Source organism: Streptomyces sp. URMC 124 (assembly GCF_051386455.1).
Lineage (GTDB): Bacteria > Actinomycetota > Actinomycetes > Streptomycetales > Streptomycetaceae > Streptomyces.
Window position 1 is genome coordinate 20,861 of sequence record NZ_JBPQTS010000053.1, and the last position, 19,790, is coordinate 40,650.

Annotated in this window: 18 protein-coding genes and 1 pseudogene; 16 read left to right on the plus strand and 3 right to left on the minus strand. The window is 71.5% G+C overall.

The genetic code is table 11. From position 1 onward, the window contains the following. The first annotated feature begins 88 nt into the window (after positions 1-88). From ACSNOG_RS13950 to ACSNOG_RS13960, 3 genes are read left to right on the plus strand one after another with little or no spacing between them, the layout of a single operon-like run. Positions 89-331, plus strand: coding sequence for a hypothetical protein (locus ACSNOG_RS13950; protein WP_436752947.1), 243 nt, complete (start codon positions 89-91; stop codon positions 329-331). Further along, positions 331-1,851, plus strand: coding sequence for a C2 family cysteine protease (locus tag ACSNOG_RS13955; protein WP_436752948.1), 1,521 nt, complete (start codon positions 331-333; stop codon positions 1,849-1,851). Before ACSNOG_RS13950 ends, ACSNOG_RS13955 begins: the two co-directional genes overlap by 1 nt. Further along, positions 1,848-2,627 carry a hypothetical protein gene (locus ACSNOG_RS13960; protein ID WP_436752949.1) on the plus strand — a complete coding sequence of 260 codons (780 nt, stop codon included), beginning with the start codon at positions 1,848-1,850 and terminating at the stop codon, positions 2,625-2,627. The genes ACSNOG_RS13955 and ACSNOG_RS13960 overlap by 4 nt, the downstream gene beginning before the upstream one ends. 79 nt (positions 2,628-2,706) lie before the next feature. On the opposite strand, the gene ACSNOG_RS13965 is transcribed toward ACSNOG_RS13960, so the two are convergent. Together ACSNOG_RS13965 and ACSNOG_RS13970 are read right to left on the minus strand one after the other, a co-directional pair. Then, positions 2,707-3,762 (minus strand): hypothetical protein, encoded by a 1,056-nt coding sequence (locus tag ACSNOG_RS13965; protein ID WP_436752950.1) that lies wholly within the window; start codon positions 3,760-3,762, stop codon positions 2,707-2,709. Continuing rightward, positions 3,750-4,430: a hypothetical protein gene (locus ACSNOG_RS13970; protein ID WP_436752951.1), complete on the minus strand. Its 681-nt coding sequence runs from the start codon at positions 4,428-4,430 to the stop codon at positions 3,750-3,752. The genes ACSNOG_RS13965 and ACSNOG_RS13970 overlap by 13 nt, the downstream gene beginning before the upstream one ends. A gap of 390 nt (positions 4,431-4,820) precedes the next feature. On the opposite strand from ACSNOG_RS13970, the gene ACSNOG_RS13975 reads away from it, so the two are divergent. The 11 genes from ACSNOG_RS13975 to ACSNOG_RS14025 all read left to right on the plus strand — a co-directional run bounded on the left by ACSNOG_RS13975 (position 4,821) and on the right by ACSNOG_RS14025 (position 16,017). Continuing rightward, positions 4,821-5,516 (plus strand): hypothetical protein, encoded by a 696-nt coding sequence (locus tag ACSNOG_RS13975; protein WP_436752952.1) that lies wholly within the window; start codon positions 4,821-4,823, stop codon positions 5,514-5,516. A gap of 42 nt (positions 5,517-5,558) precedes the next feature. Continuing rightward, positions 5,559-6,407 carry a hypothetical protein gene (locus ACSNOG_RS13980; RefSeq protein ID WP_436752953.1) on the plus strand — a complete coding sequence of 283 codons (849 nt, stop codon included), beginning with the start codon at positions 5,559-5,561 and terminating at the stop codon, positions 6,405-6,407. Further along, positions 6,353-7,711 carry a CpaF family protein gene (locus ACSNOG_RS13985; RefSeq protein ID WP_436752954.1) on the plus strand — a complete coding sequence of 453 codons (1,359 nt, stop codon included), beginning with the start codon at positions 6,353-6,355 and terminating at the stop codon, positions 7,709-7,711. The genes ACSNOG_RS13980 and ACSNOG_RS13985 overlap by 55 nt, the downstream gene beginning before the upstream one ends. 42 nt (positions 7,712-7,753) lie before the next feature. Further along, positions 7,754-8,710 (plus strand): type II secretion system F family protein, encoded by a 957-nt coding sequence (locus tag ACSNOG_RS13990; RefSeq protein WP_436752955.1) that lies wholly within the window; start codon positions 7,754-7,756, stop codon positions 8,708-8,710. A 10-nt stretch (positions 8,711-8,720) separates the two neighbouring features. Next, on the plus strand, positions 8,721-9,641 hold the full coding sequence (locus tag ACSNOG_RS13995; RefSeq protein ID WP_436752961.1) for a type II secretion system F family protein: 921 nt from the start codon (positions 8,721-8,723) through the stop codon (positions 9,639-9,641). A gap of 39 nt (positions 9,642-9,680) precedes the next feature. Next, entirely contained in the window at positions 9,681-9,938 is a 258-nt protein-coding gene (locus tag ACSNOG_RS14000; protein WP_168096215.1) for a hypothetical protein, read from the plus strand. A 156-nt stretch (positions 9,939-10,094) separates the two neighbouring features. Beyond that, on the plus strand, positions 10,095-10,472 hold the full coding sequence (locus ACSNOG_RS14005) for a TadE family protein (RefSeq protein WP_436752956.1): 378 nt from the start codon (positions 10,095-10,097) through the stop codon (positions 10,470-10,472). A gap of 5 nt (positions 10,473-10,477) precedes the next feature. Further along, positions 10,478-10,897, plus strand: a complete 420-nt coding sequence (locus tag ACSNOG_RS14010; protein ID WP_436752962.1) for a TadE/TadG family type IV pilus assembly protein — start codon at positions 10,478-10,480, stop codon at positions 10,895-10,897. Beyond that, the gene (locus ACSNOG_RS14015) at positions 10,894-11,400 is read left to right on the plus strand and encodes a pilus assembly protein TadG-related protein (protein ID WP_436752957.1); all 507 of its coding nucleotides are present in this window, start codon (positions 10,894-10,896) and stop codon (positions 11,398-11,400) included. Before ACSNOG_RS14010 ends, ACSNOG_RS14015 begins: the two co-directional genes overlap by 4 nt. 89 nt (positions 11,401-11,489) lie before the next feature. Further along, on the plus strand, positions 11,490-14,420 hold the full coding sequence (locus tag ACSNOG_RS14020; protein WP_436752958.1) for a BTAD domain-containing putative transcriptional regulator: 2,931 nt from the start codon (positions 11,490-11,492) through the stop codon (positions 14,418-14,420). A gap of 133 nt (positions 14,421-14,553) precedes the next feature. Further along, positions 14,554-16,017 (plus strand): FAD-dependent monooxygenase, encoded by a 1,464-nt coding sequence (locus tag ACSNOG_RS14025; RefSeq protein ID WP_436752959.1) that lies wholly within the window; start codon positions 14,554-14,556, stop codon positions 16,015-16,017. Between the two features lie 27 nt (positions 16,018-16,044). Here the strand turns inward: ACSNOG_RS14025 and ACSNOG_RS14030 are convergent, their stop codons facing one another. After that, the gene (locus ACSNOG_RS14030) at positions 16,045-16,719 is read right to left on the minus strand and encodes a bifunctional DNA primase/polymerase (protein ID WP_168095905.1); all 675 of its coding nucleotides are present in this window, start codon (positions 16,717-16,719) and stop codon (positions 16,045-16,047) included. Positions 16,720-17,042: 323 nt separating this feature from the next. Between ACSNOG_RS14030 and ACSNOG_RS14035 the strand changes: the two genes are divergently transcribed. Next, positions 17,043-18,434 (plus strand): transcriptional regulator, encoded by a 1,392-nt coding sequence (locus ACSNOG_RS14035; RefSeq protein WP_436752960.1) that lies wholly within the window; start codon positions 17,043-17,045, stop codon positions 18,432-18,434. 1,057 nt (positions 18,435-19,491) lie between these two features. After that, positions 19,492-19,790, plus strand: a pseudogene (locus tag ACSNOG_RS14040) (hypothetical protein); the annotation flags it as partial.

The following is a 19,790-nucleotide window of genomic DNA, read 5'->3' on the forward strand; positions in this document are numbered from 1 at the left end:
GCCGCCTGGTGAGGCGACAGGTGAGACACCTGCACAGAGGAAGAAACGGGCCGGCGATCTGCGGGAGTGCGCACGCCAAGCCCGGTCGTTGGCGCAGAAGCTGGGGCCGTACCTCGACTCCTCGGCCAAGCAGGCCCAGCAATCCGCACCGGCCATCTGGAAGGGGCCCTACGCGACCAGCGCGACGGCCCAGATATCCGACCGCAAGAGCAAGCTCAACCAGATGGCCAGTGCCCTCATGAGCGACGCCGGACGCTGGGAGGCCGAGGCGCGGCGTCTGGACGAGCAGGCCGCGGACGAGGAAAAGAAGAACGACAAGGGCGGCCGCTGATGGGATTCGACGGCTTCGACGTGGCAAAGATCCGTTCCCTGGCCAAGGACCTGGGACGCCAGGGTGAAGGGGCCCAGGGCCTGCACACCTCCGTCGCCGTGGTGCTGACACAGGCCAACGCCTTGATGGGTAACAAGCCCGCCACGACCGACCCGCTCCTCTCGCCACTGGTTGGCGATCTGCTCGGCCCCATGCCGTTCTTCGGCGGGGGGAACCTGCCAGGGAGCCTGAGCAGCGAGCTCGGAGACATGTCCAAGTCGATTGAGCGGCGCTGCACGCAGTTGGAGGCTTGCAGCAAGCTGGCGGAGCAGGGCTATCGCATCGATCCCGTTATCGCCTTCTCCGACGAGAACCCCCCGGATGCCAAGAAGATCGAGGACGCCCTGCGCTCCATGCGCGAGCTGAAGGGCAAGGACTTCGGCAGCAACGGCAACCGGGACGACCTGGAAAAGATCCAGAAGCAGCTGGACGGCATGACGAGCGCCGAGCTCGACGCGTTCTTCGCCAAGGTCCCGGACGCCGACTTCCGCCTGTACGGAAAGCTGGCGTCGAACGCGAACGACGGCAGCTGGATGAAGTGGTGGGATCACAACGGCATCCCGGCATCGGCCCGGCGCGACCACCTCAGCCGCATCCTGGCACGCATCGGGCCCTCTAACTGGGAGAAGATGAAGGGAGCGTTTCCCGAGATCCAGCCGGGCTTCGAAACCACTGATGCCTACCTCGACGGCCAGAACCCCCAAAGCCGCCAGCCGGCCAAGGGAATGCACTGGGGCACGCCCAATGACCCGTTGTTCGCTCCGGGGCGCGAACTGAGCGCGGGAGAAATATCCCAGGGTCGCTTCGGCGACTGCTGGTACATCTCGCAGCTCACCGCCACCGCCCAGCAGAACCCCCAGTTCATCCGCGAGGGCATCAAGGAGAACCCCAACGGAACCATTGACGTGCGTATCTGGGACAAGGACGGCAACAAGCGCTGGGTGACCGTCACGCCGGACCTGCCCCTGGACAACAACGGTGAGCCCATGACCGCCTACAACCGCGTGAGCCACGAGCGGTGGCCGGCGTATTACGAAAAAGCCTTCGCCCTCATGTACGGCGAAGACGACGGCGGTGCACCCGACGAGCACCTGCATGACAAACGCTACGACCGTGCCGAGCAGGGGAACTACGGGGCAACGGAGTGGGACTTTTCCAAGAAGGGCGCGCCGTACGTGACCGGCAAGGACTCTGAATCGGTCGACCATGACTTCGACTCGGTGAAGGAGGTGTTCCAGAAGGAACACCGGCCCGTCGTGGTGAGTACCCCGAGCGGTGATCAGCTGAAGAAGGACGGCCAGAAGCTGTGGGGCGATAATTTCACGACCCGGCACGTCTACTTCGTCAAGGGTTTCGAAAACGGAAAGATCGTGCTGGGTAATCCCTGGGGTCCGGACCCGGACGTCCCCGACATCCGGGCCACGCCGGAGCAGTACAAGAAATTCTTCGAGGATCCGCAAGCACTGCAGGTGCCCCGGTGAGGGCCCTACGCGTCGCAGCGGCCGCGGGCCTGGCGCTGCTCGTGACCGGATGCGGGACGTTCGGCGGCGGCCGGACCGAGAGCCCCCAGGCCACCGCCACCACGGCGGACGCAGTCCCACCGCCGCCGCTCGACAAGGGCCCGCTCTGCGACGGGGACAAGGACGGTGGGCCGGGAATCGAGGGCACCCGCATCCTCAGGGGCGGCTTCACCCGGCTTGCGGGCGGTGTACCGGTGGCGTACGCGGAGGCCACGGCGGACGGCAGGCACCGCAAGGCCGGGCTCGCAGTAGGGGAGACGCCCGCCGCTCGCGTCGACGGACAGCAATGGACCGTTGCGCCGGGGGACGACCTGACCGTCAAGGGGCACGTATACACCGTCCGGCAGATTTGTACGTACCGCGTCGTGCTTACCCCCAAGAGCCCGGACGACGCCGCACCCACCCCGTCCCCCAGCGAACAGGGAAGCACAATGAACGACTGGCCCACGACCGTCGACGGCCGTTGGCGGCTGCGCTGGCACGTACCGCACACCCAGTACGGGGGTGACGGGTACAGCGTCATCCTCTCGGATGTTTCAAACGACCCGAAGCGCGCTGACATCAGCGTCAGGGCTATCCGCGGCAACAGGGCGAGCTATAAAGACGCGCGCGAGGGAGACACGCTGGAGATCGCCGGACGCCTCTGGAAGGTCGAGCACATCGACCTGGGGAACATGGACGTCCCGGCGAATTCGGGCTTCACGGCCGGCTACGTGGATCTCCGCCTGCTGCCGTGAACCGGCCGGGTGGGCTCCCCTTTCCGGGGGCCCACCCACAGGCGGGGCCGCCTGTCCTTCGCCGAGGCTGCCGGGAAGGTCAGCGGTTGACGGACTGGATTTCCTGGACGGTGACGTTCGTCGTCTTGCCGAACGTGCCCGTCGGAAGGTCCCCACCCTCACCCGTGGAGCTCTTCCAGGAGATCTTCCAGGTGATGGTGGCCTTCAGCGGATACGAGCCGGCCTTGGCGCTGGAGCGGAGGTAGGTCAGGCCGCAGGGCGGCGTGTCCTTCTTCTTCGCGTCCGTGTACGGCGCGCCGATGCTGCCGTCGGCGTTGATGGGGCACTCGCCGGACGCGGGGTGCATCGTCGCTTCGCCGGTGCCCGGCTCGAGCTTCAAGGAGACCGGCGTGGCGGTGGTGGTTGCCGAGAGGCTGGTGTGGGGGAGCGAGGCCGTGACGGAGACGGGCTTGAAGCGCGCCTGATCGGCCCAGATCCAGGTGGAGAGGTTGACGGTCTGCTTGCCGTCCGGGCTCATGGAGAAGTCCGTGGACGGGATGGGCAGCTCGTCGTAGGCGTATTCGGCGAGGATCTTCGGCGACACGGCGAGGGGAACGTCGGGTGTCTTGTTGTCGTCCACCCAGAACGGCAGCCGGTCACACGACATGGCCGCGGGGTCGTCCTTGCGGGCCGGGTTGATGACCGCGCCCCAGAACATGCCCTTCCCCTGCTTGGCCATGTTGTAGTCGTCGTATTTATCGGTCTGGTAGATCGTCTTGAAGAGGCCGGCGAACATCTGCCCGAACCCACCCATGCCGAAGACGCCCTTGTCCTTCTCCAGCGTCTCGATCGTCTCTTTGAGTTCCTTGGGAGAGATGGTCGGCTCGTACCAGCAGGCGGGCGGGGTCCAGTTGCTGTCGGAGGGGGTGAGGGACCGGGTTTTGCCGTTTCCCGAACCGCCGTTGACCGTCGTCTGGACGCCGGACACCCGGACCTCGGCGGCGACGTTCTGCCCATTGCTCGATCCGCTGCTTTGGGATTCCCGGTGGCCGCGCCCCTTGCCACCTGCGTAGGCGGCCGTGGGAGTCGACGCCAAGGCGAGGGTCACCATTATCGCCATCGAGCGGCAGGTCAGCTTGCGACTCAGGGCTTGCATCGTGCGGAGCCCTCCTCGCTCAGAACGCTGACGGTCTGCCAGACTCCGGCGTCGTTCTTCTTCACGCGCGTGTTGTAAAAGGCGTAATCCTTGTCGGATCCCGGCTCCGACTTCACCTCTCCGGTTTTCCGGTTCTTGCTGTACGCCTTGGTCTCGTCCGTGCAGTACGACACCACGGCCAGGCCTTCCGTCTTCAGCAGCGTGACGCTCCTGTTGAAGTAGCGAGTAGTGCCGGTGAAGGTCTCGCCGGATGCCTGGAAGTCCTTGACGTACTGGGTTGCGGAGGCGAGGGCGCTTTCTGCCGAGTAGTACTTGAATCCGGGTCGGTTCAGATCACCGCTGGTGACCGCCTCGTCAACCGAGTTGATGCGCTGCTCGTTGTCCGCCAGGATCGCGTCCTTCTGCGCATCCCCTGTCTTGCCGCCCTCGAAGACGTTATGCACGTCCCCAGGCAAAGCGATCTTGGGTCGCTCCGCTCCGCCCCCGCCCGCACCCGCCGAAGGCGCACCCTTGCCCGGAGATGCGGAGGAGGCCGCGGGCGCGCTCTCCGCGCCGTCGATCTTGCCGTCATCCTTGGGCTTCGCGTCGCTGCCGCACGCGGTCAGGGCGAGTGCGGCGGCTGCTGTGACAAAGGCGATACCGGCCCGGCTTCGTGCGTGGATAGTCAACTTCCCCATCTCCCAGGGCGTTCCGGTCCATTCGGCGTGCTTAGGTGATGATGGCATGGATGCACGTGGCACAAGACGGCAACCATGTGACTTCAGTTCCCGGCGATAAGGGTTGGCCTGGTGCGGCAGCGGCGACCGGTGCGCCTTGAGGTGGTTATGGGCGGCTGATACCGTGCCGTGACAGCTGACACCCCGTCGACCATGAGGAAGCGCCTGTCCGGGGTGTGCCGGTCCACATGGGGTGTCGGTGGATCAAGAGCGTTAATCCGGACAAAAGTTGCGGGGGCATTGGACGTGAAGGTCCAGGAGCGTGCGACTGCGGGTCTCAAGGGAGCCGGCGCCGCCGTGGGGGAGAGGCTTCCTTCTGCGCCGCGGGAGCGTAAGCCCGCATTGGCCGCACTCGCGGTTCTGCTGATTCTCGTGGGGGCTCTCGGAGCCACCGTGCTGGTAATGCGCGCCGGTGAACGCATTGAGGTCGTGAAGGTCAAGCAGCGGGTTACCGCGGGGAAAAAGATTCCGGATACCCGTGATGTCATCGAGCCCGTCATGGTGGCCGAGGACTCGGCCATCAAGTACGTGCGCTGGAGCGACCGGAATCTGCTGACCAAGTACCGGGCCGTCACGGATATCGTCCCCGGCACGCTGCTTGTCGGTTCGATGCTGACCGGCAAGGAAGGGCTCGCCGAAGGAAAGGTCGTCGTCGGCCTTTCGCTCAAGGAGGGGCAGTACCCGCAGGGGCTCGCGGAAGGTGACACGGTCTCCGTGTACCGGGTTGGATCCGACGCGCAGAAGAGCTCGGGAGACAAGTCTTCCGGAGCTTCCGGTTCCGGCGGTTCCTCCGGCTCCGGTTCCTCCGGCTCCTCGGGAGCTTCCGGCTCCGCGAGCCCGGGCGGGAACGGCAACCTCCTGGCCCGGACGGCCAAGGTCCAGTCCGTACCCTCCGGCGCCAAGGACGGATTCGGCGGTGGTGGCCTGCCCGTCACCGTCATCGTGACCGAAGCGGAGAGCGCCGCGCTGACCCAGGCCGCGGCAGCCGGCCAGGTTGCGGTCGTCAAGGTGCCGGCGAGCACAGCGAGCGCAAGTTGATGTCATCGATCACAGCGGATACGGCGGAGACGTAGACAACAGATGGCCCTCATTGCCATAGCCGCCGACAAAGGCTCTCCAGGCGTGACCACCACCGCCGTTGCCCTCGCCGCGGTCTGGCCCCGGCGCGCCCTGCTCGCGGAGGCCGACCCCGCAGGCGGTGACCTGGTGTACCGGTGCGCGGCGGCGCACGGCGGCCCGCTCGACCCGAACACCGGGATGCTGTCCCTGGCGGCGACGGCGCGCCGCGGGCTCGTCGCCGAGCAGGTCTGGGACCACGCCCAGCCCGTCTCCGGCGGCCTGGAGGTGCTCGTCGGTCTCGGGAACGCCGAGCAGTCCGTCGGCCTCGCCGGGGTGTGGCCCGTCCTGGGCAGTGCCTTCGCCGGGCTCGCGGGCTCCCAGCACGGTGCCGCAGACGTGATCGCCGACTGCGGCCGCATCGGTGTGGACCCGGTGGTCACGGGCCTCTTCGCCCAGGCCTCGCTCGTCCTCCTGGTGTCCCGCACGGAGCCCGAGCAGCTCGCTCGCGTACGGGACCGGGCGGCCGCGCTCTCCGCCAGGTTGCACGGTTCCCAGCGCGGTACCGCCCACATCGTCACGCCCCTCATCGGGGTGGTGCTCGTCGTGGGCGCGAGGGACGGGGCCAAGATCGCGGGTCAGATGAACGACATGCTCGTCGCCTCCCAGTCGGTGGCCAGGGTCGTCGGCGTGGTCGCGCACGATCCCGCGGGCGCCGAGCAGCTGGTCGGGCGCAGGCGCGGCAGCGCGGCGAAGTCGCTGCTGGTGCGCTCGGTGCGCAAGGTGGCCGCCGATCTCCATCAGCAGTTCGGGGCCGCATGGGCGACCGGGGCCGGCACCCGCATGCCGGACGGGACGAGTGGTCTGCGGTGAGCTCCGTCAACCACCACCTGGTCAAGCAGTTCCGGCAGGAGGCCGGCGACCGCATCGCCGAGCAGCGCCGCCTCGACCAGGCCTCGGGCCTGGCCCCGATGTCGGGCGAGGACGAGCGGCAGTACGCCCGCGCGGTCATCGCGCAGATCCTGGAGGAGTACGCGCGCGCCGAGATCAGCGCCGGCCGTACCCCGCTGGACGCGGTGACCGAGGAGCAGTACGCGAACGCCGTGCACGCGGCCCTCTTCGGCGTCGGGCGCCTGCAGCCCCTGCTGGACGACCCGGACGTCGAGAACATCGACATCAACGGCTGTGACCAGGTCTTCGTCGGCTACGCCGACGGACGGGAACAGCGGGGGGAGCCGGTCGCCGAGAGTGATGAGGAGCTGATCGAGCTCATTCAGATCCTGGGCGCCTACTCCGGCCTGTCGTCACGTCCGTTCGATTCCGCGAACCCCCAGCTCGACCTGCGGCTTCCGGACGGCTCCCGGCTCTCGGCCGTCATGGACGTCACGCGCAGGCCGGCACTGTCGATCCGCCGGGCCCGCCTGGGCAAGGTGTTCCTGACCGATCTCGTGGGGAACGGCACCCTCACCCCGGAGCTCGGTGACTTCCTGACCTGCGCGGTCCGGGCCCGTAAGAACATCATGATCGCCGGGGCGACGAATGCGGGAAAGACGACCCTGCTGCGCGCCCTCGCCAACGAGATACCGGCGCACGAGCGCCTGATCACCGTCGAGCGGGCGCTGGAGCTCGGTCTGGACCAGTTCCCCGAGCTGCACCCCAACGTGGTCGCGTTCGAGGAGCGGCTCCCCAACTCCGAGGGTCTCGGTTCCATCTCCATGGCGGAGCTGGTGCGGCGGTCCCTCCGCATGAACCCCTCCCGGGTGATCGTCGGCGAGGTGCTCGGTGACGAGATCGTGACGATGCTCAACGCGATGTCCCAGGGCAACGACGGTTCGCTCTCCACGATCCACGCCAACAGCTCCAGCGAGGTCTTCAACCGCATCTCGACGTACGCACTCCAGGCCGCCGAGAGGCTTCCCATCGAGGCGAGCCAGATGCTGATCGCGGGCGCCGTCAACTTCGTCGTCTTCGTGGAGCGTCGCAATCTGTACCAGGACGGTGGGCGCCTGAGCCGCGTGGTCACTTCCGTGCGGGAGGTCAACGGCGTCGACGGGCGGGTGCTCTCCAGCGAGGTGTTCGCGGAGGGGCCGGACGGCCGGGTGCTGCCGCACGCACCCATCGCTTGTCTCGACGAACTGGTCGCGCAGGGATACCGGCCGACCGGGCACTGGAGGTAGCGCGTGGGCATCACCTCACCGGCTTCGGAAGCGGTTTCGCACGTGGCTTCGGGCCTCCCGGCCCCGGGGGGCGCGGGGGGCTTCTTCTCCTTGCCCGTGCTGTACGCGCTGCTCTGCGGTGTCGTCGCCGGCGGCGGGCTCGCGCTGCTGATCGTTGCGGTGCGGGGGCTGCCGGCGAAGCCCGCCCACGAGAAGGCCAGGGCGCAGGATCGTCTCGCCGAGCTGGCCCGGTTCGCCGGCCGCCGCGGATCGCTGGCCGTCGCCGTGGGACTGGCCGTCCTGCTGCTGACCCGCTGGCTGGTCGCGGGTGCCGCCGCGGGCCTGCTCGTCTTCGTCTGGGACCGCCTCTTCGGCGGGGCCGGTGAGGAGCGTCTCGCCATGCGCCGCATCGAGGCACTCGCCTCGTGGACCGAGTCGCTGCGCGACACCATCGCGGGCGCCGTCGGCCTGGAGCAGGCCATCCCCGCGTCCGCCCGCGGCGCTGCCCCGGCGCTGCGCCCCCACCTGGACGCGCTGGTGGACCGGCTGCGCGCCCGCACGCCCCTGCCCGACGCGCTCCAGATGCTCGCGGACGAGATCGACGACGCTTCGGCCGACATCGTCGTCGCCGCCCTCATCCTCAACGCACGGCTGCGCGGGCCGGGGCTGCGCGAAGTGCTCGGGGCCCTGGCGAAGTCCGCCCGCGAAGAGGTGGACATGCGTCGGCGGGTGATGGCGCAGCGCGCGTCGACGCGGCGCAGCGTGCAGATCGTGGTCGGGGTGTCGGTGGCCTTCGTGCTCGGTCTGTCCGTCTTCAACCGGGAGTTCGTCTCCCCTTACGGTTCGCCGCTGGGTCAGCTCGTCCTGGCCTGTGTGTGCGGCCTGTTCGGCCTGGGCTTCTGGTGGCTGCGGAAGCTGTCGCGCATCGAGACGCCCGACCGCTTCCTCGTCCGCGACGAGCCGCCGGTGCAGTTCGTACGGCCGCGCTCGGCCGAGGAGGAGGTGGGCCCGCGTGAATGACGCGTTGACCATGCCCGTGCTCGTCGGAGCGGTCCTCGGCCTCGGGGTCTTCGTGCTGATACGGGCCTTGGTGCCCGGCAGGCGCAGCACCCTGTCGCAGGTGGCGCAGATCGACGCGCTGCGGGCCCGGGGTGCGGCCGCCCTGGCCGCCGACCACGGGGCAGCCCACGAGGAGGCCGGACGGTTCGACTCGCTGCGGGCCCGGGTGGGACTGCGGGTTGCGGAGTTCTACCGGCAACAGGGCTGGGAGCAGCGCTCGCTCCGCGCCGACCTGGCGGTCCTGGACCGCGGCTGGGAGGCGTTCCTGGCGACGAAGATCCTCCTGGCGGCGGCGGGCCTGGTCTTCGGCCCGTTCGTCTTCGTGGTCGTCTGGACACTGGGCTTCGGCAGCGGGCCGGTGATCCCCGTCTGGCTGGCGCTGGTGTTCGCGGCGGTGTTCTTCATGCTGCCGGACCTGGAGGTCCGGCGCGACGCGGCCGGGAAGCGCCGTGATCTGCGCCGGGTCGTCGGCGCCTATCTGGACCTGGTCGCCATGAACCTCGCGGGAGGCCGCGGCCTGCCCGAGGCGCTGATGGCGGCCGCAGAGGTGAGCGACGGCTGGGCGATCCGGCGGGTGCGCAACGCGCTGGCCGACGCCCGCATCACCGGGCTGAGCCAGTGGCAGGCGCTCGGTGACCTCGGCGAGGAACTCGGCATCGACGAACTGAAGGACCTGTCCGCGTCGCTGGCATTGGTGGCCGACGACGGCGCGAAGGTGCGCGAGTCGCTCGGCTCCCGCGCAGAAACGATGCGGCACCGGGAAATGGCCGAGATCGAAGGAAGCGCGGGCGAGAAGTCGCAGTCGATGCTCGTCGCCCAGCTGCTCCTCTGCGCCGGCTTCCTGGTCTTCCTGATCTTCCCGGCGGCGATGCGGGTCTTCCAGCAGGGATGACCTGCCGCCGCCCCTTCCTCTCTCCGAAAGGACACCTAAGTGAAATCCGGACTCCGCATCAGCCACCCGGCTGTGGACTTCCTCGTCGTCTTCCTGCAGGGCCGCGTGGCCAAGGCGCGCTCCGCCGAGACGGACCGCGGCGCGTCGGCCGTCGAGTGGGTGATCATCTCCGCGGTGGTCGTCGCCATCGTCGGGGTGGTCGCCGCCGTCATCAGCAAGGCACTCAAGGGCGGTGCCGACAAGGTCAGCCACTGCATCGAGGGCGCCGACGCCGACAAGACCTGCACGAGTAAGTGAGACATGGGACGACGGGGGGCCGTGCGGCGCGCTGTGCGCCGTCGTGTGGAAGCCGTACGAGGTGACGCCGGCAGCGGCCGTCGTCGTACGCACGGCTGCGCTCGTACGGAGAGGCGCGGCCGTACGGACAGCCGTGCCCGTACGAGCGACCGTGGCATGACCGCCATCGAGTTCGTGCTGCTCACCCCCGTCCTGTTCTTCATGATCTTCGCGACGGTGCAGTTCGCCCTGTACTTCTGGGCCGACCACGTCGCCCAGGCCGCCGCTCAGGCGGGTGCCCGCAAGGCCCGCGCCGAGGCGGACGAGAACCCCGGCGGCTGGCGCGGGAAGGCCGGCGCGCAGGCCCGTTCGTACATTCGGCAGCTCGGTCCCAGCCTGCTCGTCGACCCCGAGGTCACGGCGGTGCAGCCCGGGCCGGGCACCGTGGGCGTCGAGGTCGAGGCGGGCGTCCCGACCATCTTTCCGGGCATGCGGCTCACCGTGCACGCGCAGTCGCAGGGCCCGGTCGAGCGTTTCGTGGAGGACCGGGGGTGAGAGCGGTGCAGCGGCGGAGCGCGGCCGGCTCCGGACGGGGCGACGCGGGCCTGTCGACCATCGAGGTCGTCATCCTCGCTCCGGTGATGATCCTTTTCATCCTGGTACTCGTCGCCTTCGGGCAGATGGTCGACGGGCGCGGCGCGGTGGACGGGGCGGCCCGGGACGCCGCCCGTGCCGGATCGATCCAGCACGCCTATCCGGTGGCGATGAACGAGGCCCGCAAGGCGGCCGAGGCCGATCTGGAGGACGTGTGCTCCGGGCCGGTGACCGTCCGCATGACGTCGGATTTCCGGCCCGGGGGCTTCTTCACCGTCGAGGTGAGCTGCGAGGTCCGCGGACTGGCCATGCTCGGTCTGGACATCGGCAAGACGATGACCGGGCACTCCAGTTCGCCCATCGACCCGTACCGGAGGGCGGCATGACGGCCCCGAAGCGGTGGAACGGTCCGACCCGGCGGTGCGCCGGCCCTCGCCGGTGCGGGGGAGGAGGCCCCGGCGGCCCGGAACGGTTCGGCGACCGCGGGTCCGGTGCCGCGGCGGTGCTGGTCTTCGCGCTGCTCTTCCTGGCCCTCGCCGCCTTCGTCGTCGACGGGGGGATGTCCATCTCCCAGCGGGAGCGCGCGGCCGACATCGCCGAGCAGGCCGCCCGTTACGCCGCACAGGACATCGACGTGTCGGCCCTGCGCGACGGCGGGGGCGCCGCGCCCATCAACTACGAGAACTGCACGGCCAGGGCGCGTACGTACATGGCCGAGGCCGGGATGTCCGGGCCCGACGTCGCGGCATCGCACTGCACGGACGCCAGCGACTCCCGGCAAGTCGAGGTCGAGGTCCGGCTGACGTACCGGCCGGTGCTGACCGGCCTGTTCTACCAGGGCGACCTCACCGTGCACGGCACTTCGAAGGCCGAGTCTCACGCCGGCTGACCTCTGCCACGCGCCGCCCAGCAGTCCCTGTCCCCATCCCCAACAGTCCCTCAGCCAGCCGCCACAGTCGTCCACGGGAGCAGAGAGCCATGGCGCGCAACACCACCAGGACCCCCCGACCGGGCCTGCCCCGGCACCGCCGCACCGCGGGCGACTTCGTCAAGGCGTTCCTCGCGTTCGTGGCTCTCGCGGCGCTCGTCGTCGGAGTGCCCGGCGCGCTCGCGCACTTCGTCGGCTGGCCGCTGCCGCACTCCGTGCCCTCCGCCGACGTCTTCCGGCGGGAGATCACGGCGGACCTCTTCATCAAGGTGCTGACGGCCCTCGTCTGGCTGGCCTGGGCCCAGTTCGCGGCGTGCGTCCTCGTCGAGGTGAAGGCGGAGCTCTCCGGGGTCGGACTGCCCCCGCGGGTGCCCGGCGCCGGCCCGAGCCAGCTCCTCGCCCGCCAGCTCGTGGCGGCCCTGCTGCTGGTGGGTGCGACCAGCGCGAGCCTCACCCCCGGCCTGTCCCAGCTGGGGAACAACCTGGACGGCGGCAACCACCGGCCGGCGGTGGCGGCGGCGGAACAGACCCCGGGCGGCGGGCAGGACCAGCACGTCGGCGCCCGGGCGGACGGCGAGCGGGGCGGCACCGCGGACAGGGCCCGTCCTGCGCCCTCCGGTGACACGGGCGACGAACTGCACAAGGGGACGAAGTTCTACCGCGTCCAGCCGCCCGAAGGCCGCCACCACGACTCCTTGTGGGAGATCGCTGAGCGCCACCTGGACGACGGCCGCCGGTACAAGGAGATCTACGAGCTGAACAAGGACCGGGTGCAGCCTGACGGCGAGCAGCTCACCGAGGCCAGCCTGATCCGTCCCGGCTGGATCATGGAGATGCCGGCGGACGCGCATGGAGGCGACCTCGTCGAAATGCCGGACGAAGCGCCCCGGGTGCCCGAGCGGATCGGCCAGGAGATCCGGGACTACGACCGGACGGGCCCCCACGCGGAGGACCGGCAGGCCGGACACCAGCAGCCCGCGCGGGACATCAACGCCGAGCAGCCTGCGGGGACGCCGGCCGAGAACCCCGCCGAGCCCGCTCCCGGCGCCTCCACGGCCGTCCCCGTAGCCGGTGGTCCGGAGTCGTTCGGCCTCGCCGAGGCCCTCGTCGCAGCGCCCCTGCTTGCTGCGGGCCTGCTCGCCGCCCTGGGGCGCCGCCGCCGTACGGAGCTGTGGCAGGCGGCGGCCACCGTGGCCGGCCGCCGTTCCGGTGCCGCGCCGACCGGTGCCGCCGCGAACGCCCGGGACGCGCTGATGGTCGGGGCGGACCCGGCGGCGGTGCGCGACCTCGACCGGGGGCTGCGTTCGCTGTCGGCCATCCTCTCCGCCGGTTCGCGGCAGCTGCCGGCCGTCTACGCCGCCTGGCTCACGGACACGGAACTCCACCTGCAGCTCGCGCAGGACTCCGGCGAACCTCCCGCCCCCTGGCGAGAAGGCACCGGAACGGCCATGTGGAGCGTGACGCGCTCCGAGATCGCCCTTCCCGCGGACGCCGCCGAGGACACCGTCGCCCCGTACCCCGGGCTCGCCAGCCTGGGCACCGTCGACGGCGCCAGACTGCTGCTGAACCTGGAGGCTGTTCCGGGCATCGTGTCCTTGACCGGCGCCGCGGCCGACCGCGCCGCCGTCCTCGCCTCCGTGGCCGCCGAACTCGCCACCAACGGCTGGTCGGACCGGCTCACCCTCACCCTCGTCGGCTTCGACCAGGACCTGCGCGCTCTGGCCCCGGCCCGCATCCGCGTGCTCGACGGCGTCGACGCCCTCCTCGAGGCCATGCGGGCCGAGACCCGGCAGCGCCGTGCCGCACTGAGCACGGCCGGCCACGACTCGGTACTGACCGGCCGCACGGGACGGACCCGGCACGCGCAGTGGGCGCCCCATCTGGTGATCGTGGCCGCCGAGCCGGACGAGGCGGAGGCCGCCGCCCTGGCCGAGCTCGCGGCCGGCTCCGACCGGCTCGGCATCGGCTACCTCGTCGGCATCGAGGGAACGGGCCTGCAGGGCGTTTCGTGGGAGTTGGAGATCACCCCTGCCGGACGGCTGCTCGCCCCCCTCCTGGGCCTGGAGCTCGACGCCCAGAAGCTGCCGGAGTCGCAGGTCGAGGCGGTTGTCGAGCTCTTCGGGGCCATCACGGCCGACGGCGGCCCCGAGCCCGACCCGGACCCCGCGGACAGCCCCTTCCTGGTCGATATCACCGAGGCCGGCAGGCCCGCGGTGTATGCCCGCCTGGTGGGCTCCTACGAGGTCATCGGGCTCGAGGCGCCCGACGACGAGCGCAGCCCCCTCCTGCACGAGGCCCTGGCCATGCTCCTGCTGCACCGCGAAGGCGTGCACCCGCGTGTCCTCGCCTCCGGCCTGTGGCCCCGCGGCGTCACCACCGACGTGCGCGACGCGCTCATCGCCCGGCTGCGGGACTGGCTGGGGACGGAAGCGGACGGCGCGCCCCGGCTCCGCACCGACGCGGCGGGCAGGCTGACGCTGGCACCGTCGGTGGTGTCGGACCTCGACGTGCTGCGCACGCTCCACCACGAGGCCACGGAGGGCAAGGGAGCGCAGCGCCCGGCCGTCCGGGAGCGCCTGCTGACCGACGCCCTGGGGCTCGCCCGCGGGCCGCTGCTCGCGGACCGGCCCGCCGGCCGGTACGGCTGGCTGGAGCACGAGATCGTCGAGGCGCAGCTGCCGTTGCTCGTCGCCGGCGTCGCGCTCGCCCTGTCCGCGCACCACCTGGAAGCCGGGCGGGTGGAGGCCGCCGTCGAGGCCGTCAACGGGGCGCTGGAGACGGCGCCCGCGGACGAGCGGCTGTGGAACCAGCTGCTCCGTGCGGTACACGCCTCGGGGGACATGGCACTGCTGGCCGAGACGGCGGACTCCCTCATCGCCCGGAACTCCGCACTGGGTGGCGCGGCCCGCGGCCTGCCACCGCGCACGGAAGCCCTGCTGGACGAGCTGCTGCCGACTTGGCGCGGGGCGCAGGCCAACTGATGACGAGGCCGGGAGCAGTGGACTGCTCCCGGCCTCGCCCTCCACATTAATTCAACAAGCGTTGACATATTGCGGGCGCGGGTGTGCACTGGCAGTACGGCCACATGCCCTACGAGCCATCCGAGGAGCCGTGATGTCCTCCCCGCTCTCCCCCCGGAACGCCTCCGCCTCCGCCTCCCACTCCGCCCCCGCCGACGTCATCGTCGTCGGCGCAGGCCCCACCGGGCTGCTGCTCGCCGGGGACCTGGCCGCCGCCGGTGTGCGGGTGACGGTGGTGGAGAAGAGGGCGCAGGAGTCCAATCTGACGCGGGCCTTCGCCGTGCACGCGCGCACGCTGGAGGCCTTCGACGCCCGTGGGATCGCCGAGCCGCTGCTGGCCACCGGGCCCTTCATCGACAACCTGAGGATCTTCGGGCGCGGGAAGATCGACCTGTCCCGGCTGCCCAGCCGGTTCCCGGGCGTGCTGATGACGCCGCAGTACGAGACGGAGCGGGTGCTGGAGGAGCGCGCCCTCAAGGCCGGGGCCGTGCTGCGGCGCGGGGCCGAGGTCGTCGGGCTGCGGCAGGACGGCGAGGGCGTCGACCTGGACGTCCGCACCGAGGGCGGCACCTCCGGCGGCGGCACCGAAACGCTCCGGGCCGCCTACGTCGTCGGGGCCGACGGGGTCCGCAGTGCCGTGCGCAAGGCGATCGGGATGCCCTTCCCGGGGCAGTCCGTGCTGCGCTCCGTCATGCTCGCCGACGTACGGCTTGCGACCGCGCCCGAGGGGCTGCCCGCCTTCAACAGCCGCGGCGACGGCTTCGCCTTCCTCGTGCCCTTCGGTGACGGCTACTACCGGGCCATCGCCTGGCGGCGCGGCTCCGACCTGCCCTCCAGCGCCCCCGTCGACTTCGACGAGCTCAAGGCCGTCACCCGCACCGCCTTCGGCACCGACTTCGGCATGCACGACGCGCGCTGGACCTCGCGCTTCCACAGCGACGAACGGCAGGTGCCGCGCTACCGCGAGGGCCGCGTCTTCCTCGCCGGGGACGCCGCCCACGTCCACTCGCCCGCCGGCGGGCTCGGCATGAACGCCGGGCTCCAGGACGCGGCCAATCTCGGCTGGAAGCTCGCCGCCGTCCTCAAGGGGACGGCCCCCGACTCCCTGCTGGACAGCTATCACGACGAGCGCCACCCCGTGGGCAAGCTGGTGCTGCGCCTCAGCGGCGCCATCGTGCGGGGCGTGCTGCTCGCCTCGCCCGTCGCCCGCGGCCTGCGCGACGCCGTCGCCCTGACCGCGGCCGCCCTGCCCTTCGCCACCGACCGGGGCGCGCTCATGATCTCCGGCATCGGCATCGGCTACCCCGCCCCGCCCGGCGCGCACCCGCTGGCCGGGCGCCGCGCCCCGGACCTGCCGCTGGTGGAGCGCCCGGGCGAGCCCTCCCGCCTGTACGAGGCGCTGCGCGCCGGGACGTACGTCCGCGTCCTGCCGCGCGGCGGGGGCGCACCGCCCCACGAGAAGGCGGGCGTCACCACGGTCACCCGTGCCGACGCCCGCCCCACGACGCTCCTCGTACGGCCCGACGGATACGTGGCGGAGGCCGCCGACCACGTCTGACCCCGCGCGCGCCCGCCGCCGCGCGCTTCACCTGCGGCGGGCGTCCGCCGCATCCCGCCCGCACGCGTAGGCCAGGGCGCTCACCAGCTCCTCCGCGTCCGGCAGCCAGCGGTTGGCGGCCGTGGGCTGGCGCGCCCACTGCACCGAACCGCGCGTGCCCATGCGGGTGGGCGGCGCGACCACGTAATCCCCCTCGCCGCGGGCGATGAGATCCAGCGACGTGGGGTGCCAGCCCAGCTTCCGGGCGAGGTCCGCGACCTTCAGCGCACCGCCGGGCAGGACGAAGAACTGCATCCGGCGGAACGGCGTGCACATCACCGGCCCCAGCTGGATGTCCATCCGCTCCATCCGCGCCAGCGCCAGGCAGCCTGCGGTCTCCGGAACGTCCAGCGCGTCGAACGTGCGGCCCGTCGGCAGCAGGACGGAAGCGGCGGGCTGCTTCTGCCACATGCGGCGGACGGCCACGGCGCTGCCGGTGGCCTGGTTCGCCCAGTCCGGACGGTCCGGGTGCGCGCCGGGGGCGGGGCAGCCGGGATCACCGCACGAGCAGTGCTCCCGCCCCTCCTCCACCTGCAGCCACGTGCCGCCGAATACGTCCCAGTGCCGCTCCTCCGCATACCTGACAGCGGCGTCCAGCAGTTGCTCGCTGCGCTGTTGGGGGATGTGCGGGGCTCCTACTGCGATGGTCTCTTCCACGCCCATCACAACTCCCCTCGTCACGAGGGGTTACGGCTCAGGCTCACGCTTGTGGGCGGTGCCAGGACATGCACGTGGGGCGCACGGATGCATGTACGGGGGCGCAGACGCGGGTTGGCCGCCGAGGCTGGGTAGCCACCTCTGCGGCGACAGGGCGAGACCGTCATTGTCTGGCCAATGCCGCCTTTGCTGTCATTACCGTTAAGTCCGCATTCTCCGGACATTCAGGGGGCAAAGATCACAGGGGAAGACGCAGTCAGCTGTCTCAGCTTCTCCGCATGCCGCGGCGGGCAACGCCGCGAACGCTTAGCAGTTTCAGGGGGTACAGCATGGCCGCACGGCCACTCGTGGCGCGGCAGCCGAACGAACGGCTGCAGGCGCTCATCCAAGAAGCCGCCTGTTCCAACGCCGGCCTCGCCCGGCGGGTCAATATGTGCGGCGCCGAGCACGGGCTCGACCTGCGCTACGACAAGACTTCCGTAGCGCGCTGGCTGCGCGGCCAGCAGCCGAGGGGACGGGCCCCCGCCATCATCGCCGAGGCGCTGGGCCGCAAGCTCGGCCGCACCGTCACCATCGACGAGATCGGCATGGCGAACGGCAAGAACCTCGCCTCCGGCGTCGGCCTGCAGTTCTCGCCCACCGTGCTCGGCGCGATCGAGCAGGTGTGTGAGCTGTGGCGCAGCGACGTCGGCCGGCGGGACTTCCTCAGCGGGACGTCCGTCGCCTCCTCGGCGCTCGTCGAGCCGAGCCGTGACTGGCTCATCACCGGCGCCGACCCCCAGGTCGCCCGCAACGCCGGGGCGCGCGTGGGACCGTCCGACGTCGACGCCGTGCGCGCCACCACGGAGGCCCTGGTCGAACTCGACCACCGGTACGGCAGCGGGCACGTGCGGCCCGTCGTCGTGCACTACCTCAACAGCGTCGTCTCCGGGCTGCTCGCCGGCTCCTACCGCGAGTCCGTGGGGCGCGAACTCTTCGCCTCGGTAGCGCGGTTGACCGAACTCGCCGGCTACATGGCCGTCGACACCGGCCAGCCCGGGCTCGCCCAGCGGTACTACATCCAGGCGCTGCGCCTCGCCCAGGCTGCGGGGGACCGTGGGTACGGGGGGTACGTCCTGGCCGCCAGCATGAGTCACCTGGCGGCTTCGCTGGGGAACCCGAGGGAAATCGCCCAGTTGGCGAAAGCGGCGCAGGAAGGGGCGCGGGGGCACGTCACGCCGCGGGCCGAGGCCATGTTCTACGCGGCCGAGGCGCGCGGGCACGCCCTCCTCGGCGACGCGCGGTCGTGCCAGAACGTCGCGGCCAAGGCCATGGCCCGGCTCGAACAGGCCGGGGACCCCTCGCCGGACTCCGGCGACGACCCCACCTGGATCCGGCACTTCGACCACGCCTACCTGGCCGACGAACTCGCCCACTGCCACCGGGACCTCGGGCAGGCCGAACAGGCCCGGCGGCACGCGGAGGACGCCATCGCCGGGCACGCGGAGGGACGGGTGCGCAGGCGCGCCATCGGCATGCTGCTGCTGGCCACGGCGCAGGTCCAGCAGCGCGACGTCGACGAGGCGTGTGCCACCGGGGTGCGGGCGCTGGACCTCTTGGGCACGCTGAGGTCGAACCGTGGCGCGGAGTACCTGGACGACTTCCAGCAGCGGCTCGCGCCGTACCGGGAAGAGCCGGTGGTACGGGAATTCGGGGCCCGGCTGGAGGTGCAGGCGGCCTAGGGGGACCGCCGGGACGACCGTCCCCTGCCCCTTACCGGGCAGGGGACGGCCGCATGGCCCCGCCGTGCGGCGACCCGGTAGCGTGGCCGCGCTATCGATAAGTTGCCGTACAGCTTGAGGAGTCCCGGTGACGCAGAGCGGACAGGGCAACGCGCCTCAGCCGGCCCCGGGCCGACCCTGGGGCGAGCCGTGGGGGCCCGACGCGCAGCGCGCTCCCCTGCCGCCGGAGATGCCGCCGGGTACGCCTTCGGGCGGGTCGTCGGGTGCGTCCACGGGTAGGCCTCCGGGCACCTCTCCAGGCGCCTCTCCGCGCCCCGGTGACTCCGAAGCCACGCAGTACCTTCCGCCGGTCCTGGGCACCGGGCCCGCCCCGGCCGCCCCCGACCCCGGCTCCGAAGCCACCCAGTACTTGCCGCCGGTCGCCGCCGGGCCACTTCCGGGAGCGCCGCAGCCGCCGGCTCCGTACGCGCAGGGGGGTGCTGCGAGCCGCGGGAGCGCCGCGCCGGCGGGCGCACCGGGCGGGCAGCCCGCGGATTCCGCACCCCAGTACTTGTCGCCGGCTTCCGACTCGGCTGCGGCCACGCAGTACTTGCCGCCGGTCGGGGGGAGCGCTTCCCCGGGCGGGGATGCGGCCGGGGCGGCCACGCAGTACTTGCCGCCGGTCGGCGGAAACGCTTCCCCGGGTGGGGATTCCGCCGCGGCGACGCAGTACCTTCCGCCGGTGCCGGGGGCTGCGCCTTCCGGCGGGGACGCGGCCGCTGCAGCGACCCAGTACATGCCGCCGGTCGGCGGGAACGCGCCTGCCGGCGGGAGCGCTTCCCCCGGCGGGGATTCCGCTGCGGCGACGCAGTACCTGCCGCCCGTCCCGGGAGCCGGGTCCTCCGGTGGGGACGCGGCTGCCGCGGCGACCCAGTACATGCCGCCGGTCGGCGGGAACGCGCCTGCCGGCCGGAGCGCGTCTTCGGGCGGGGATTCTGCCGCGGCGACGCAATACCTGCCGCCCGTCCCGGGGGCCGGGCCCTCCGGTGGGGACGCGGCCGCTGCAGCGACCCAGTACATGCCGCCGGTCGGTGGAAACGCCTCCCCGGTCGGGGACTCCGCGGCCGCGACCCAGTACCTGCCGCCCGTCCGCGGAAACGCTTCTCCTGGTGGGGTTTCCTCCCCTTCCTCCGGCGGCCCCGTTCCGCCGCCGCCCCTCGGCCTCGGCGGCGGCCCGGCCGTGCAGGGGGAGCGCCCGCCCCCCTCCGAGTTCGACGGGCTCTTCCGCGCGTCCGCCGACGCCGCTGCCAGTTCCGCCGCCGCCCGGCAGGCCGGCCGCGGCCCCGTGGCGGGCGCAGCCGGCGGGCCGGGCGCGGC

Bases quoted from the DNA above. Each gene is read 5' to 3' on its own strand.
- ACSNOG_RS13955 (WP_436752948.1), top strand. From the start codon at position 331: ATGGGATTCGACGGCTTCGACGTGGCAAAGATCCGTTCCCTGGCCAAG.
- ACSNOG_RS13965 (WP_436752950.1), bottom strand. From the start codon at position 3,762: ATGCAAGCCCTGAGTCGCAAGCTGACCTGCCGCTCGATGGCGATAATG.
- ACSNOG_RS13980 (WP_436752953.1), top strand. From the start codon at position 5,559: ATGGCCCTCATTGCCATAGCCGCCGACAAAGGCTCTCCAGGCGTGACC.
- ACSNOG_RS13985 (WP_436752954.1), top strand. From the start codon at position 6,353: ATGGGCGACCGGGGCCGGCACCCGCATGCCGGACGGGACGAGTGGTCT.
- ACSNOG_RS13995 (WP_436752961.1), top strand. From the start codon at position 8,721: ATGCCCGTGCTCGTCGGAGCGGTCCTCGGCCTCGGGGTCTTCGTGCTG.
- ACSNOG_RS14005 (WP_436752956.1), top strand. From the start codon at position 10,095: ATGACCGCCATCGAGTTCGTGCTGCTCACCCCCGTCCTGTTCTTCATG.
- ACSNOG_RS14015 (WP_436752957.1), top strand. From the start codon at position 10,894: ATGACGGCCCCGAAGCGGTGGAACGGTCCGACCCGGCGGTGCGCCGGC.
- ACSNOG_RS14020 (WP_436752958.1), top strand. From the start codon at position 11,490: ATGGCGCGCAACACCACCAGGACCCCCCGACCGGGCCTGCCCCGGCAC.
- ACSNOG_RS14025 (WP_436752959.1), top strand. From the start codon at position 14,554: ATGTCCTCCCCGCTCTCCCCCCGGAACGCCTCCGCCTCCGCCTCCCAC.
- ACSNOG_RS14030 (WP_168095905.1), bottom strand. From the start codon at position 16,719: ATGGGCGTGGAAGAGACCATCGCAGTAGGAGCCCCGCACATCCCCCAA.
- ACSNOG_RS14035 (WP_436752960.1), top strand. From the start codon at position 17,043: ATGGCCGCACGGCCACTCGTGGCGCGGCAGCCGAACGAACGGCTGCAG.